The sequence below is a fragment of the Burkholderia sp. FW306-1C-G01B genome (genome assembly GCF_058781685.1).
This window is the reverse complement of sequence record NZ_JBYSWZ010000002.1, coordinates 81,672-95,238: the sequence shown is the minus strand read 5'-3', so window position 1 is coordinate 95,238 and position 13,567 is coordinate 81,672. Positions and strand designations below refer to the sequence as shown.

Here is a 13,567-nt window from a genome sequence, read left to right as displayed (position 1 = left end):
CTGGTGCTCACGGTTCAGGATGACGGCGTTGCCAGGAGCGCTCCATGAACATCACGATCCTCGACGATTACTTCGACACGCTCCGCACGCTGCGGAGCTTTCGCAAGTTGGACTGTCACGCGGTCACGATCTGGAACGGTCACGAGCCGGGCGTCGACGCGCTGGCTGAACGCCTGCGCGAAACGGCGACGCTCGAGCCGTTGATCCTCGACCTGCTCGAATGGATCGGGCCACGCGCGCGGCCTTATGACGAGGTGATCGACGCATGGCGCACGTCGTGCCCGCGCCTGCCGGTGTGGGAGGAAGCCTGCGCGCGCGGCTACGTGGTCCGGCACCATGTGCCCGGTGGCATCGCGGAGGTCAAGGTGAGCGATGCCGGCCGCGCCCACCTCCGGGCCGCGCGCACCTGATCGCGCCGGGGCGATCGACATGCGGTTGCGACGCCGCACGTCATGCCGTATTTTCAGCAACCGGCGGCGCGTCCGGATCGAATACCGTCAATCCTTCCGTCGGGTCCATCGGCAGGTCCCACGGACGGGCGGCGATCGCCCGTTTCGCGGCGTCGTAGCCGGCCTGCCGGCGGGCCGCGATGCCGGCCGGCGTGAAATCGATGTCCTTCAACTGATTGTCGCCGTCGAGTCGCGGTGCCGCGAGCTTGATCAGGCGCATCGTGGTTTCGCACCCCCACGCGGCGAGCCGGCGCACGGCCGGCGACGCGCGTTCGGCTTCAGGCACGTGCCGGACCAGTTCGCGGATCACGTGGCGCAGCCGGTGGATCTGCTGCTGGCGCGCGATGTGGCTGTCGGTGCGGCTCGCGTACTGGATGTCCTTCTGCCGTTCCGACACCTGCCAGATGCTCTCGGGCTCCGGGCCGGCCGGATTCCACATCTGCACCGAGAAGATGATCGAGCTCCGGCGCGGATTGTCGTCGAGCACGACCTCGACCGGCGTATTCGAATACACGCCGCCGTCCCAGTACGGCTCGCCGTCGATCCGTATCGCCGGGAACGCGGGCGGCAGCGCGCCCGAGCTCATGATGTGGTCGATTCCCAGGTGCGTGTCGCGCGAATCGAAATAGCGCATCGTGCCTGTGCACGCATTGACCGCGCTGACGGTCAGGCGCGGGTGGCCCGCGTTCAGCAGGCCGGGATCGATCAGCGACGCGAGCGTGTCGCGCAGCGGCGCGATCCGGTAGTACGACGCGCGATCGACGCCGAGGCGGACCATCGGGCCGAGCCACGATGCCGGATTGGGCTGGAAGAATCCCGCGATGCCGCCGCCGATGATCATCAGCTCGGCCAGCATCTTGTCCCAGCCGGGCAGCAGCGCGGGCACGTCGAAGCGGGTCCGTTCGGTCACGCGCTGCCAGAACGCCAGCATCTTCTCGTAGCGCCGCTCCGGCGGATTCCCGGCGATCAGCGCGGCGTTGATCGCGCCGATCGACGTGCCGACCACCCAGTCGGGCCGGATGCCGGCTTCGTCCATCGCCTGGAAGACGCCGAGCTGGTACGCACCCAGTGCGCCGCCGCCCTGAAGCACGAGCACGACTTGCCCGGGGAGATCCATTCGTGCCGGCTGGCTCGCGGTCATGGCTTGCCTCGCTGCGTGTGACGGTGGGGCGGATCCGAACAGTTGGATTCAGTGTAGGCGATCGGCGGCGGGGGATCGACATTGCCTGACGCGCATCGGCAGGCATGCGCCGCCGTACGGCGGGCGTCACGCGTCCGGGTACGGTGTGCCGTCCTTGTGCAGGAACCGGCCGTCGCGGCTCGGGCTCATCATGTCGATGTCCGGGCAGGTGATCACGTCGTCCGGCGAGCGCGAGCCAACCTCGAGATAGACGGCGACCGCGTCCGACCGGTTGACGAGGTGATGGCCGTTGCCGGAGCCTTTCGGAAACGCCGCGCAGTCGCCCGCGCGCAGCACGGTCTCGCCGCCGTCCTCGATCATCACGAGTTCGCCTTCGAGCACGTACACGAATTCGTCTTCGTCGGAATGCCAGTGGCGCTGGCTCGACCAGCCGCCCGGCGGCACGCGCATCAGGTTGACGCCGAAATCGCGCAGGCCGCCGGCGTCGCCGAGGCGCTGGCGGATGCGCTGCGCGCACGGCGCGTCGAACGGCCGCGGATAGCCGCTGCCGCGGCGTTCGGGCACCGCGCTGAGGTCGATCCTGGGCATGGGCGGCTCCGTCTGCCACGCTGGCGAATGGGATGGTGGTCATTGTAGGCCGCCACCGCCTGCCGTTCGCCCGCGCGTTTCGGGGTGGGCCGCGTCATTCGACGGTGATCGTCTCCTTCATGTACGGATGAATCCCGCAGAACACCTTGTAGACGCCCGGCTTGTCGAAGCGGAACGAGTACGTCTCGTCCTGGTCGAGCGCCTTCGAATGAAAGATGCCGGCGTCGTTGACGACGGTGTGCGGTTCCCCGTCGAGGTTCTTCCACGTGATCGTCGTGCCGGCCTTGATCGTGGTCGACATCGGCGAAAACATGAAGTTGTGGATCGTGACCAGCGGGCCGTCGGGGCCCTGCGCGAGCGCGGCGAGCGGCGTGCCGGCGGCGGCCGCGCACAGGATCAGCGCCGCGATGATTCTTGGTTGCTTGAAGCGGGTCATGTCGGTCTCCTTATGGTTATCAGGCCAGCGTCGCGTCGTGCAGGGCCGACGCGGCCGGGTGGCCGGCGAACTCCACCGTCGTCACGCCGAGCATCTTCGGCAACTGGTCGCGCGGCACCGTGAGCGGCACGGGGCCCGGGCCGTTGCCGGCCGTCGGCTGCGGGAACGCGGTGGAACGCGCCGTGTGGAACGTCACGTTGCCCTCGACCTTCGACACGATCTGGTGGATGTGCCCGTTCAGCACGGTAACCGAGCCGAAGCGGCGCAGCAGCGCCATCGTCTGCGGCGCATCGCCGGTGCCCCAGCCCCACGGCTCGTAGATGGTCCACATCGGCATGTGCGAGAACACGACGATCGGCGTGCTCGACGAGCGGCCCTTCAGATCCTGCGCGAGCCACGCGAGCTGGTCGTCGCCGAAGCTGCCGAGCCCGTTCGGCTTGAAATGCATCACGTTGACGAGGCCGATGAAGTGCACGCCCGCATGATCGAAGCTGTAATAGCCGCGGTTGTCCGACGCCTTGCCGAACCGGCCGAAATATTCGGCGCCCGAACCGTCGGTGACGTCGTGCTCGCCGGGCACCGTATGCAGTTCCGACACGCGCAGCGCGGACAGCAGTTGCGACGCGTGGTCGAATTCCTCCGGCTTGGACAGGTGCGTGATGTCGCCGGTATGGATGGTCAGTGCGGGCATCGCCGGCATCCCGTTGACGAGTTCGATCGTCTGCCGCAGCGTGGCCGACACGTCGGGGTTGGCATCCTTGTTGAAGCCGATGTGCGTGTCGCTGATCTGCACGAACAGCGGCCGGCCCGCGTCGGCCGGGCGCGCGTCGCCGGTTTGCGCGAGCGCGAGGTCGAACGGCGTCAGGATGCCGCCCGACAACGTAAACAGCGTGCCGAGGCCGCCGAAGGCCATGCATTGCAGGGCCTTGCGGCGCGACGGGCGGGTGGGATTCGATGAAGACATGGGAGCCTCGCAATCGTATGACGAAACGGGACGGCCGGATCGTCCTGGAATAAACCGGCGCCTTCGTGTGCCATACCGGCGCAGCGACGGTTTTATTCCCGTGATGCGTGAATTCGGTCACCGGTGCCGGCGGACGCGCAAGGCAGCTGTCGGGATGCCGAACGATGACTTGTTAATGTCCTGTAATCGATACGTCACATTTGCGTCATGGCCGCCCGATAGCCTGCGACACCGAGTCACCTCTCCGGAGCCCCTTCATGCCGAATCTCGCGGCAACGGAAACCAGCGGCGCGGCCAGCCAGCGCACCCGCACCCTCGGCTTCGCGCTGTTTTTTCCGATCATTGCCTGCGGCATCGTCTATATCGCGATTCACCGGAGCGTCGACCTCGGCCCGGCCCGGGAAAGTTCGGTCCTGCCGTTCGTGCTGCCGATCGCGCTGTCGGCCGCCCTGTACCGGGTGCTGCACGGGCTGTTCTGACCGGCGTTGGCCGACGCAACCCCCGGCCGCGCGGCACGCGGCCGGTCCCATCGAATTTCAATCCGACACAAGACGCTACCGATGGATATCAGGTTCTTCGATCCGAATCGCACCGCGAACGCCTCGGCGTGGCGCGTGCTCCCCAACCGCTGGGATGCCGTCGCGTTTCCGCTGATCATCTGCCTGCTGGCGATGGCGATCGTCGGTTTCCACGAAACGATGGCGCCGATCGGCGTGCTGCAGACGCAGAAGATCTCGCTCGATCCGTCGAACTTGCCCGAATACGCGTTGCGCACCACGCTTCGGATGCTCACCGCGATGGTCGCGTCGCTCGCGTTCACGCTCGTCTACGGCACGCTCGCCGCGAAAAGCCGCCGTGCGGGCATGGTGCTGATCCCGATCCTCGACATCCTGCAGTCGGTGCCGGTGCTCGGCTACATCTCGTTCACGGTCACGTTCTTTCTCGCACTGTTCCCGGGCCGCGTGCTCGGCGCCGAACTCGCGGCGATCTTCGCGATCTTCACGAGCCAGGCATGGAACATGACGTTCAGCTTCTACCAGTCGCTGCGCACGGTGCCGCGCGACCTGAGCGAAGTGTCGCGCGGCTTTCACCTGACGCCGTGGCAGCGCTTCTGGAAGCTCGAGGTGCCGTTCTCGATGCCGGGCCTGATCTGGAACATGATGATGTCGATGTCGGGCGGCTGGTTCTTCGTCGTCGCGTCGGAGGCGATCACCGTCGGCAACCAGACGATCACGCTGCCGGGGATCGGCGCGTATCTCGCGCAGGCGATCTCGGCGAAGAATATCGGCGCGGTCGGCTGGGTGATCGTCGCGATGTCGGTCGTGATCCTGGCGTACGACCAGTTCCTGTTCCGCCCGCTCGTCGCGTGGGCCGACAAGTTCCGCATGGAAAACACCGCGTCGGGCGATGCGCCGCAATCCTGGCTGCTCGACATGATGCGCCGCACGCACCTGATTCATCAGTTGCTCGTGCCGGCCGGCTGGCTGCTGTCGCAGGCCGCGCGGATTCCGCTGCGCGTGCCGTCGCTGAAGGGAGTACGGTCGCGCGGCGCGTCGGCACGCCGCTCGTCGCGGATCGGCGACATCGTGTGGGGCGTGTTCGTGATCGTGCTGACGGTGTACGTCGTGTGGCGCGTCGTCAGCTTCGTCGCGACTGGTGTGACGATGGGCGAAGTCGGGCACGTGCTCGTGCTCGGGCTCATCACGCTGCTGCGCGTGATGGTGCTGATCGCGATCGCGTCGGTGATCTGGGTGCCGCTCGGCGTGCTGATCGGGCTGCGCCCCGCGCTGGCCGAGAAGATCCAGCCGCTCGCGCAGTTCCTTGCCGCGTTCCCGGCGAACCTGCTGTTCCCGGTGTTCGTTATCGTGATCGTCCACTTCCACCTGAATGCGGATATCTGGCTGTCGCCGCTGATCGTGCTCGGCACGCAGTGGTACATCCTGTTCAACGTGATCGCCGGCGCGATGTCCTATCCGAACGACTACAAGGAAGCGACGAAGAATTTCCGCATCCGCGGCTGGCAGTGGTGGCGGCAGGCGGTCCTGCCCGGCATCTTCCCGTACTACGTGACCGGCGCGATCACCGCATCGGGCGGCGCGTGGAACGCGAGCATCGTGTCCGAGTTCGTGCAGTGGGGCGACACGAAGGTCGTCGCGCACGGCCTCGGCGCGTACATCGCGCAGATGACTGCCGCCGGCGATTTCCCGAAGATCATCCTGGGCATCGCCGTGATGTCCCTGTTCGTTACCCTGTTCAACCGTCTGCTGTGGCGTCCGATGTACGCCTATGCGGAATCCCGGCTCCGTCTCGATTGAGAGTAAGCGCGATGCAAAATTCGACCGTTATCAACGCCCCTGTCAAGACGTCCCAGCCGCTGCAGCCGCCGCGCCTCGGCGAAGAAATCCTGCGCGTCGATCACGTCTGCCGCGGCTTCAACAAGACGCAAGGCGAGCTGCTCGTGCTCGACGATGCGAACCTGTCGCTGCGCGAAGGCGAGATCGTCGGGCTGCTCGGCCGCTCCGGCTCGGGCAAGTCGACGCTGCTGCGAATCATCGCCGGGCTGATCGAGCCGACCGGCGGTGAAGTGACCTACCTCGGCCAGCCGCTGCGCGGCCCGGCCGAAGGCGTCGCGATGGTGTTCCAGACCTTCGCGCTGTTCCCGTGGCTCACCGTGCTGCAGAACGTGGAGGCCGGTCTCGAAGCGCTCGGCGTCGGCGCGCGCGAGCGGCGCGAGCGCGCGCTGGCCGCGATCGACCTGATCGGTCTCGACGGTTTCGAGAACGCGTACCCGCGTGAGCTGTCGGGCGGCATGCGCCAGCGCGTCGGCTTTGCGCGCGCGCTCGTCGTCGATCCGACGATCCTGCTGATGGACGAGCCGTTCTCGGCGCTCGACGTGCTGACGGCCGAGACGCTGCGTACCGACCTGCTCGACCTGTGGACGCAAGGGCGGATGCCGATCAAGTCGGTGCTGATCGTCACGCACAACATCGAGGAAGCCGTGTTCATGTGCGACCGGATTCTCGTGCTGTCGTCGAATCCGGGCCGCGTGATCGCCGAGATCAAGGTGCCGTTCAAGCACCCGCGCAACCGGCTCGACACCGATTTCCGCAAGCTCGTCGACGACATCTACGCGAAGATGACGGCCCGTCAGACCGGCGAGGCGACGAAGAAGGGGCTCGAGCTCGGCAGCTGGCTGCCGCAGGTGTCGACCAACCTGATGGCCGGCCTGATCGAAACGCTCGCGATGGCGCCATACCACGGCCGCGCCGACATGCCGGAAATCGCGCGCACGCTGCATCTGGAAGTCGACGAACTGTTTCCGATCGCCGAAGTGCTGCAGTATCTCGGCTTTGCGGACGTGCGGGAAGGCGACGTGTTCCTGACGCCGCCCGCGCGCGTGTTCGCGGAATTCGGCACGCAGGAGCGCAAGCTGATGTTCGCGGATCATCTGCTGAAGCACGTGCCGCTCGCCGCACGGATCAGGAAGGTGCTGAACGAGCGCCCGGGCCATCGTGCGCCGCGCGTGCGCTTCGAGCAGGAGCTGGAGGATTTCCTGTCGGACGAAGCGGCCGAGGAAACGCTCGACGCGGTGATCGACTGGGGGCGTTACGGCGAAGTCTTTTCGTATAACGACAAGACCGAGGTGTTCAGTCTCGAGGATGTCGAGAGCTGACGCCTGCACCCGAATGGCGAGCGATCGTCATTCGGGCAAATCGCGCTGGTTGGCGTCCAGATCGATCCCCCCGGTATTGAGATGCTCGATCTTTTCCATCCGCTGCCGCGCCAGCTCCGGCAGCCGGTTCGTCACGCCGATCACGAGCGCTTCCGCGAGCGCCAGCGCCGGCACATTGGTCTGCAGCATCGCGAACGGGCGCCCGTGGATCCGCAGCACGATCTCCGCGAACTTGCCGATCGGCGACATCCATTCGTCGGTGATCAGCAGGATCCGCGTGCCGAGCCGGTGCGCGGCCTGCGCGAAGCGGATGCTGTCCTTCTGGTAGCGGCGAAAGTCGAAGATGACGAGCACGTCGTTGCGCCCCATGTCGGTCAGTGCGACCGACGCGAGATTCACGTTCGGTTCGACGTACTGCACGTGCGGGCGCGCATAGGCCAGCGTGAACGAAAACAGCGACGCGAGCGGCGCCGTGTAGCGCCCGCCGCCGCAGAAGATGCGGACGTCCGGATCGGCCAGCAACGCCACGGCTGCGTCGAACGCGGCCGCGTCGAGCCCTTCGATCGTGGCCGCGAGCGATTCTGACAGCCGCTGGAAAATCGCCGAATGGCTGTCGCGCAGGCCGGTTTCCGAATGGAACGCGTCCATTCGCGCGAGCGGCGAATTCATCGCCGTGTCGATCTCGTCGTACAGCGCCTGCTGGAACGACGAGTAATTCGGAAAGCCGATCCGGCCGACAAAGCGAAACACGGTCGGATCGCTGACTTCAGCCTGCTTCGCGAAGCTCGCGATCGGCCCGAGGCCGAGGCTCGGATAGCGATCCAGCAACGCGTGCGCAACTTTCTGTTCCGACGGCGTGAAGCTATCCATCTGGGATAACAGCAACGCCCTGATGCTCGTCCCCATCGGGCACTCCAACTCTCTTATCTGAATGACAAACGGCAGACGTGCGTCTGCCGGGACTCCACGCATGTTAGCCGATCGACGTGCGGCGGGCCGCGCGCGGGCCGAAATTAGAGGGACGTATCACTCGGCCAGGTGGTCCGTTCATCAATGTAATGAAATGAACATTTCTGCGGAAGCGTTTTCGCGCGTATTCGCTACAAAATTCAGTACTAACCCTAGGTTTTGGCGAAAAAAAGCGAGTGCTATGATCGCGGCCTCGCCGGAATGTATCGTTTATTACATGCCGGATCGGCAGCGTTGGCACGCGATGACGCGGCGGCGCATCCCGGCATGGCCCGGTTATTTGTCTGGAGGATTCCGCATGAGGCGGCTCGTCGTACTCACCCTGTTGTCGGCTTTGAGCGTGTGCGCGTTCGCCGCTTCGGACCCCGCGGTTGAAGCGAAGAACGGCATGGTCGTGTCGTCGCAGCACTTCGCGTCGCAGATCGGCGTCGACATCCTGAAGCAAGGCGGCAACGCGGTGGACGCGGCGGTGGCGGTCGGTTACGCGCAGGCGGTGACCAATCCGTGCTGCGGCAACATCGGCGGCGGCGGCTTCATGACCGTGCACCTGGCCGACGGCCGCGACCGCTTCATCAATTTCCGCGAGACCGCGCCGGCCGCGGCCACGGCGAACATGTACCTCGACGCGTCGGGCAACGTGCGCCCGGGCGAAAGCCTGTACGGCTATCGCGCCGTCGGCGTGCCGGGCACGGTCGCCGGCCTCGATCTCGCGCAGCGCAAATACGGCAAGCTGACGCGCAAGCAGGTGATGGCACCCGCGATCCGACTCGCGCGCGACGGCTTCATCCTGACGCGCGGCGATACGGACATCCTCGACACGACGATCGACCGCTTCAAGAAGGACCCGGACGCGGCGCGCATCTTCCTGCGGCCCGACGGCACGCCGCTGCAGCCGGGCGACCGCCTGGTGCAGAAGGATCTGGCCCGCACGCTGGAGCGGATCGCGGCGCAGGGGCCCGACGCGTTCTATCACGGCGAGATTCCGAAGATCGTCGAGGCGGCGTCGAAGCAGGCGGGCGGCCTGATCACGGCGGCCGATTTCGCGTCGTACCGGGCCGACGACATGGCCCCGCTGAAGTGCACGTACCGCGGCTACGAGTTCGTGTCGGCGCCGCCGCCGAGTTCGGGCGGCGTGACGATGTGCGAGACGCTGAACATCCTCGAAGGGTATGACCTGCGCAAGCTGGGCTATCACTCCGCGGCGTCGGTCCACTATATGACCGAAGCGATGCGGCACGCGTACGAGGATCGCAACACGCTGCTCGGCGATCCGAACTTCATCGACAATCCGGTCGCGAAGCTGACGAGCAAGGAATACGCGGCGCAAATCCGCAAGAGCATCCATGCCGATACGGCGACGCCGTCGGTCGACGTGCAGCCCGGCGTCGGCGTGCACGAGAAGCCGGAGACGACGCATTACTCGATCGTCGACCACGACGGCAATGCGGTATCGACGACCTATACGGTCAACGGCCGCTTCGGCGCCGTGGTCATCGCGCCGGGCACGGGCTTCTTCCTGAACGACGAGATGGACGACTTCACCACGAAGGTCGGCGCGCAGAACCTGTTCGGCCTCGTGCAGGGCACGCGCAATTCGATCGCGCCGGGCAAACGCCCGCTGTCGTCGATGGCGCCGACCATCGTGACGAAGGACGGCAAGGTGTTCATGGTGGTCGGTTCGCCGGGCGGGTCGCGCATCATCACGATCACGCTGCAGACCGTACTGAACGTGATCGACTACGGGATGACGCCGCAGGACGCGGTCGCCGCGCCGCGCATCCATCACCAGTGGCTGCCCGACGAGGTCTATTACGAAACCTACGGCCTGTCGCCCGACACGCTCGCGATCCTGCGCAACATGGGCTACAAGATGGTCGAGCAGACGCCGTGGGGCGCGGCCGAGCTGATCATGGTCGGCCTGCCGGGCACCGAAGCGGCGAGCCGCCAGAGTTCCGGGAACGATTCGTCCGTGTCCGGCAACGTGCGTGTCGGCTTCATCTACGGCTACAACGATCCGCGCCGTCCGGCCGGATCGGCGATCGGCTATTGACCTGATCGCATCATGCTGAACCGCCGCCGCCCGCATTCGCGTTTCCGCGAAGGCCGCGACGGCGGCAGCGCGTCCGTTCGCGGACATCTGCAAGCACGATCGGCGCCTGTGCGTGGCATTGCGCGTACGACCGGCTTGCCACACACGTGCCCTGATGCGCGCCTTTCATCCGTCAACCCCTTCACCGTGCGACGAATCCCGTTATGAACAAACGAATGTCTGCGGCAGGCTGGATCCTGCTCGCGATGGCGGCCGGCATCTTCATCGGCTACCTGATCTTCACGCAGCTTCCCGACAAGCAGTCGGCCGCGGAAATCGCCGGCTACATCTCGCTCGTGTCCGATGTGTTCCTGCGGCTGATCAAGATGGTGATCGGCCCGCTGGTGTTCTCGACGCTCGTCGTCGGCATTGCGCACATGGGCGATGCGTCGTCCGTCGGGCGCGTGTTCGTGAAGGCGCTCGGCTGGTTCGTCACCGCGTCGCTGATCTCGCTGCTGCTCGGGCTGCTGATGGCGAACCTGCTGCGGCCCGGCGAGAACCTCGGCCTGCCGCTGCCGGACATCGGTGCGTCCGCGCATCTCGCGACGTCCAAGTTCACGCTGAAGGATTTCGTCGGCCACATGGTGCCGAAGTCGTTCGCCGAGGCGATGGCGAACAACGAGATCCTGCAGATCGTCGTGTTCTCGCTGTTCTTCGGCGTTGCGCTGGCGGCGCTCGGCGAGCGCGGCAAGATCCTCGTCGCCGCGATCGACCAGTTGTCGCACGTGATGCTCAAGATCACCGGCTACGTGATGAAGCTCGCGCCGCTCGCGGTGATGGCGGCGATGGCGTCGACCGTCGCGATCAACGGGCTGTCGATCCTGCTGAAGTTCGCGGTGTTCATGGGCGACTTCTACGTGAGCCTCGTGCTGCTGTGGGCCACGCTCGTCGCCGCCGGGCTGCTGTTCCTCGGCCGCCGCGTGTTCAAGCTGCTCCTGCTGATCAAGGAAGCGTTCATGCTGTCGTTCGCGACCGCGAGCTCCGAGGCCGCATATCCGAAGATCCTCGACGCGCTCGACCGTTTCGGCGTGCGGCGCAAGATCGCGAGCTTCGTGATGCCGATGGGCTATTCGTTCAACCTCGACGGCTCGATGATGTACTGCACGTTCGCGTCGCTGTTCATCGCGCAGGCCTACAACATCCATCTGTCGCTCGGCACCCAGGTCACGATGCTGCTGATCCTGATGCTGACGTCGAAGGGGATGGCCGGCGTGCCGCGCGCCTCGCTCGTCGTGATCGCGGCGACGCTGCACCAGTTCAACATCCCGGAAGCCGGGCTGCTGCTGATTCTCGGCGTCGACACGTTCCTCGACATGGGCCGCTCGGCCACGAATGCGGTGGGCAACTCGATCGCCAGCGCGGTGGTCGCGAAGTGGGAAGGCGAACTGATGTCGGAAGCAGAGGCGCAAGTGCATGCCGCGCATCTCGATGCCGAACTGGAACGGCAGAACAGCGATCCGGCCTACGGCGCCGGTCAGGCTGCGTCGAGCTGACCTCAAGCGGTGCAGGCTTCGTCGATGCACGCCGCCAGCACCATCGCGGCGGCGTTGCCCGGCGTCGAGCCGAGCAATTGCGGCGCATAGACGCTGTCGCCGATCTCGATCGAGCGCCCCGACAGCGCGCAGGTTCCGCGCTTGCGCGTCGTGAACAGCCGCCACTTCTGGTAGCCGTAGTGCCCGGTGCATGCATCGCACCACGAAATCATCACGGTGTCGGCCGTGGGCCGCTCGAGCACGCTGATGGTCGGCCGGCTCGTCGCGTCCCACGACGGCAGCCGGTCGCGCGTGACGCTGCGCCGCCGCGGCATGCCCCACGATAAGGACGGCATGTCGAAGCTGCCGATCGCGGCGACGGTCATGAGCCAGGGCGCTGCACTGTCGTTCATGTCTGTTTTCCTCGAAACGTTACGCGACACCGCGACGCGCGGCATCACGACAGGCGGATGCGCGGCTGCACGCAGCCGTTGATCCGTTCGGCGATCCACAGCAGGGTCGCCTTGGAGAAACCGTGCAGCGCCTGCTGGTGCCGCCGGTAGAGCATCAGGTGGCTGAACTGCGCGAAACGCCCCTGGATGAAGCCGCCGCGGAAGAACCCGAACTGCCCGAGCGTGCCGAACGCGTCGTAGTCGCTGATCGACACCAGCGCGCCGAAATCGTGGAACGCGAACGGCGGAATCGGCTTGCCGTCGAGCCATGCGGGCAGGTGCTTCGCGAGATGCTCGGCCTGCTGCGTCGCGACCTGCGCGGTCGGCGGCAGCGGCCGTTCGTGGCCGTCGGGCAGCAGGCTCGCGCAATCGCCGATCGCGAACACGTGCTCGTCGCCCGTGGCCTGCAGCGTGGGCCCGACGACGATCTGGTTCGCGCGGTTCGTGTCGAGCCCGCCCAGCGCCTGCATGAAATCGGGCGCCTTCACGCCGGCCGCCCAGACCATCAGGTCTGCTTCGGCGTACGAACCGTCGCCGTAGTGGAAGCCGTTCGCGTCGGCCGACGTGACGCGCGTCGACGTCAGCACGTGAAAGCCGATCTGTTCGAGCCGCCGCTGCGCCGACGCGGAAATCCGCGGCGGAAACGCGGCGAGGATGCGCGGGCCGCTTTCGAGCAGCGTCAACTGCAGCCGTTCGCGCACCGTCGCGTCGCCATAGGCCTGCGCCACTTCCAGCAACCGGCTCAGCTCTGCTGCGAGTTCCACGCCCGTCGCGCCGGCGCCGACGATCGCGACGCGAAACGGCTCGTCGCGCGCGATGCTGCGGAACACGCGCATCCGCAACGCTTCGTTGAAGGTCTCGGCCTGCTGCTGGCTGTCGATGAAGTAGCAGTGCTCGCGAACGCCCGGCACGCCGAAATCGTTGGCCTGGCTGCCGAGCGCGAGGATCAGCACGTCGTAGTCGAGTTCGCGGGCCTCGATCACCACGTTGCCATCCTGCGAGCGGATCTCGCCGAGCTGCACGCGGCGGCGCGCACGATCGAGCCCCTTCAGTTCGCCGGGCTGGTACGTGTAGCCGTGGTCGCGTGCATGGGCGAGGAAGATCACCTGTTGCTGCTGGACGTCGCGCGTGCCGGCCGCGATCGTGTGCAGCATCGGCTTCCAGATGTGGGTCGGACTGCGGTCGACGACGGCGACCTGCGCGCGCCCGGACCGGCCGAGGCGCTCGCCCAGGCGGGTCGCGAGCTGCAGTCCGGCGATCCCGCCGCCGACGATGACGATGCGTGTAGGGGTTGTCATGAATAAATCATCACGTGATGAATAATGTATGATCCT

General features: G+C 66.3%; 13 protein-coding genes. 6 read left to right on the top strand and 7 right to left on the bottom strand.

The window, feature by feature from the left end; translation table 11 throughout:
* Positions 1-44: 44 nt before the first annotated feature.
* Complete coding sequence (locus tag AC3WLY_RS04640; RefSeq protein ID WP_492308193.1) at positions 45-410, top strand: 3-phosphoglycerate dehydrogenase; 366 nt, start codon at positions 45-47, stop codon at positions 408-410.
* 40 nt (positions 411-450) lie between these two features.
* On the opposite strand, the gene AC3WLY_RS04635 is transcribed toward AC3WLY_RS04640, so the two are convergent.
* The 4 genes from AC3WLY_RS04635 to AC3WLY_RS04620 form a co-directional block, all read right to left on the bottom strand.
* On the bottom strand, positions 451-1,590 hold the full coding sequence (locus tag AC3WLY_RS04635; protein WP_492308194.1) for a patatin-like phospholipase family protein: 1,140 nt from the start codon (positions 1,588-1,590) through the stop codon (positions 451-453).
* A 126-nt stretch (positions 1,591-1,716) separates the two neighbouring features.
* The gene (locus AC3WLY_RS04630) at positions 1,717-2,178 is read right to left on the bottom strand and encodes a cupin domain-containing protein (protein ID WP_425131699.1); all 462 of its coding nucleotides are present in this window, start codon (positions 2,176-2,178) and stop codon (positions 1,717-1,719) included.
* A 94-nt stretch (positions 2,179-2,272) separates the two neighbouring features.
* Positions 2,273-2,614, bottom strand: coding sequence for a cupredoxin domain-containing protein (locus tag AC3WLY_RS04625; RefSeq protein ID WP_175959491.1), 342 nt, complete (start codon positions 2,612-2,614; stop codon positions 2,273-2,275).
* Positions 2,615-2,633: 19 nt separating this feature from the next.
* Positions 2,634-3,578, bottom strand: coding sequence for a metallophosphoesterase family protein (locus tag AC3WLY_RS04620; protein WP_175959490.1), 945 nt, complete (start codon positions 3,576-3,578; stop codon positions 2,634-2,636).
* 257 nt (positions 3,579-3,835) lie between these two features.
* On the opposite strand from AC3WLY_RS04620, the gene AC3WLY_RS04615 reads away from it, so the two are divergent.
* From AC3WLY_RS04615 to AC3WLY_RS04605, 3 genes are all read left to right on the top strand, one after another.
* On the top strand, positions 3,836-4,057 hold the full coding sequence (locus AC3WLY_RS04615) for a phosphate transporter (RefSeq protein WP_492308195.1): 222 nt from the start codon (positions 3,836-3,838) through the stop codon (positions 4,055-4,057).
* An 81-nt stretch (positions 4,058-4,138) separates the two neighbouring features.
* The gene (locus tag AC3WLY_RS04610; protein WP_492308196.1) at positions 4,139-5,893 is read left to right on the top strand and encodes an ABC transporter permease; all 1,755 of its coding nucleotides are present in this window, start codon (positions 4,139-4,141) and stop codon (positions 5,891-5,893) included.
* 11 nt (positions 5,894-5,904) lie between these two features.
* The gene (locus AC3WLY_RS04605) at positions 5,905-7,251 is read left to right on the top strand and encodes an ABC transporter ATP-binding protein (RefSeq protein ID WP_492308197.1); all 1,347 of its coding nucleotides are present in this window, start codon (positions 5,905-5,907) and stop codon (positions 7,249-7,251) included.
* A gap of 27 nt (positions 7,252-7,278) precedes the next feature.
* On the opposite strand, the gene AC3WLY_RS04600 is transcribed toward AC3WLY_RS04605, so the two are convergent.
* Positions 7,279-8,157: a MurR/RpiR family transcriptional regulator gene (locus tag AC3WLY_RS04600; protein ID WP_072442456.1), complete on the bottom strand. Its 879-nt coding sequence runs from the start codon at positions 8,155-8,157 to the stop codon at positions 7,279-7,281.
* A gap of 361 nt (positions 8,158-8,518) precedes the next feature.
* Between AC3WLY_RS04600 and ggt the strand changes: the two genes are divergently transcribed.
* Positions 8,519-10,270, top strand: coding sequence for a gamma-glutamyltransferase (gene ggt / locus AC3WLY_RS04595; RefSeq protein WP_425131702.1), 1,752 nt, complete (start codon positions 8,519-8,521; stop codon positions 10,268-10,270).
* A gap of 203 nt (positions 10,271-10,473) precedes the next feature.
* Entirely contained in the window at positions 10,474-11,802 is a 1,329-nt protein-coding gene (locus tag AC3WLY_RS04590) for a dicarboxylate/amino acid:cation symporter (RefSeq protein WP_175959485.1), read from the top strand.
* A 2-nt stretch (positions 11,803-11,804) separates the two neighbouring features.
* Here AC3WLY_RS04590 and AC3WLY_RS04585 read toward each other — a convergent pair whose 3' ends face one another.
* Both AC3WLY_RS04585 and AC3WLY_RS04580 read right to left on the bottom strand, forming a co-directional pair.
* Complete coding sequence (locus AC3WLY_RS04585; RefSeq protein ID WP_175959484.1) at positions 11,805-12,194, bottom strand: DUF3331 domain-containing protein; 390 nt, start codon at positions 12,192-12,194, stop codon at positions 11,805-11,807.
* A gap of 44 nt (positions 12,195-12,238) precedes the next feature.
* Positions 12,239-13,531 carry an NAD(P)/FAD-dependent oxidoreductase gene (locus AC3WLY_RS04580; protein WP_492308198.1) on the bottom strand — a complete coding sequence of 431 codons (1,293 nt, stop codon included), beginning with the start codon at positions 13,529-13,531 and terminating at the stop codon, positions 12,239-12,241.
* Between the last annotated feature and the right edge of the window lie 36 nt (positions 13,532-13,567).

Coding starts and splice junctions, on each gene's coding strand:
- AC3WLY_RS04610 (WP_492308196.1), top strand. CDS start 4,139: ATGGATATCAGGTTCTTCGATCCGAATCGCACCGCGAACGCCTCGGCG.
- AC3WLY_RS04620 (WP_175959490.1), bottom strand. CDS start 3,578: ATGTCTTCATCGAATCCCACCCGCCCGTCGCGCCGCAAGGCCCTGCAA.
- AC3WLY_RS04600 (WP_072442456.1), bottom strand. CDS start 8,157: ATGGGGACGAGCATCAGGGCGTTGCTGTTATCCCAGATGGATAGCTTC.
- AC3WLY_RS04615 (WP_492308195.1), top strand. CDS start 3,836: ATGCCGAATCTCGCGGCAACGGAAACCAGCGGCGCGGCCAGCCAGCGC.
- AC3WLY_RS04580 (WP_492308198.1), bottom strand. CDS start 13,531: ATGACAACCCCTACACGCATCGTCATCGTCGGCGGCGGGATCGCCGGA.
- AC3WLY_RS04625 (WP_175959491.1), bottom strand. CDS start 2,614: ATGACCCGCTTCAAGCAACCAAGAATCATCGCGGCGCTGATCCTGTGC.
- AC3WLY_RS04630 (WP_425131699.1), bottom strand. CDS start 2,178: ATGCCCAGGATCGACCTCAGCGCGGTGCCCGAACGCCGCGGCAGCGGC.
- AC3WLY_RS04590 (WP_175959485.1), top strand. CDS start 10,474: ATGAACAAACGAATGTCTGCGGCAGGCTGGATCCTGCTCGCGATGGCG.
- AC3WLY_RS04640 (WP_492308193.1), top strand. CDS start 45: ATGAACATCACGATCCTCGACGATTACTTCGACACGCTCCGCACGCTG.
- AC3WLY_RS04635 (WP_492308194.1), bottom strand. CDS start 1,590: ATGACCGCGAGCCAGCCGGCACGAATGGATCTCCCCGGGCAAGTCGTG.
- AC3WLY_RS04585 (WP_175959484.1), bottom strand. CDS start 12,194: ATGAACGACAGTGCAGCGCCCTGGCTCATGACCGTCGCCGCGATCGGC.
- ggt (WP_425131702.1), top strand. CDS start 8,519: ATGAGGCGGCTCGTCGTACTCACCCTGTTGTCGGCTTTGAGCGTGTGC.
- AC3WLY_RS04605 (WP_492308197.1), top strand. CDS start 5,905: ATGCAAAATTCGACCGTTATCAACGCCCCTGTCAAGACGTCCCAGCCG.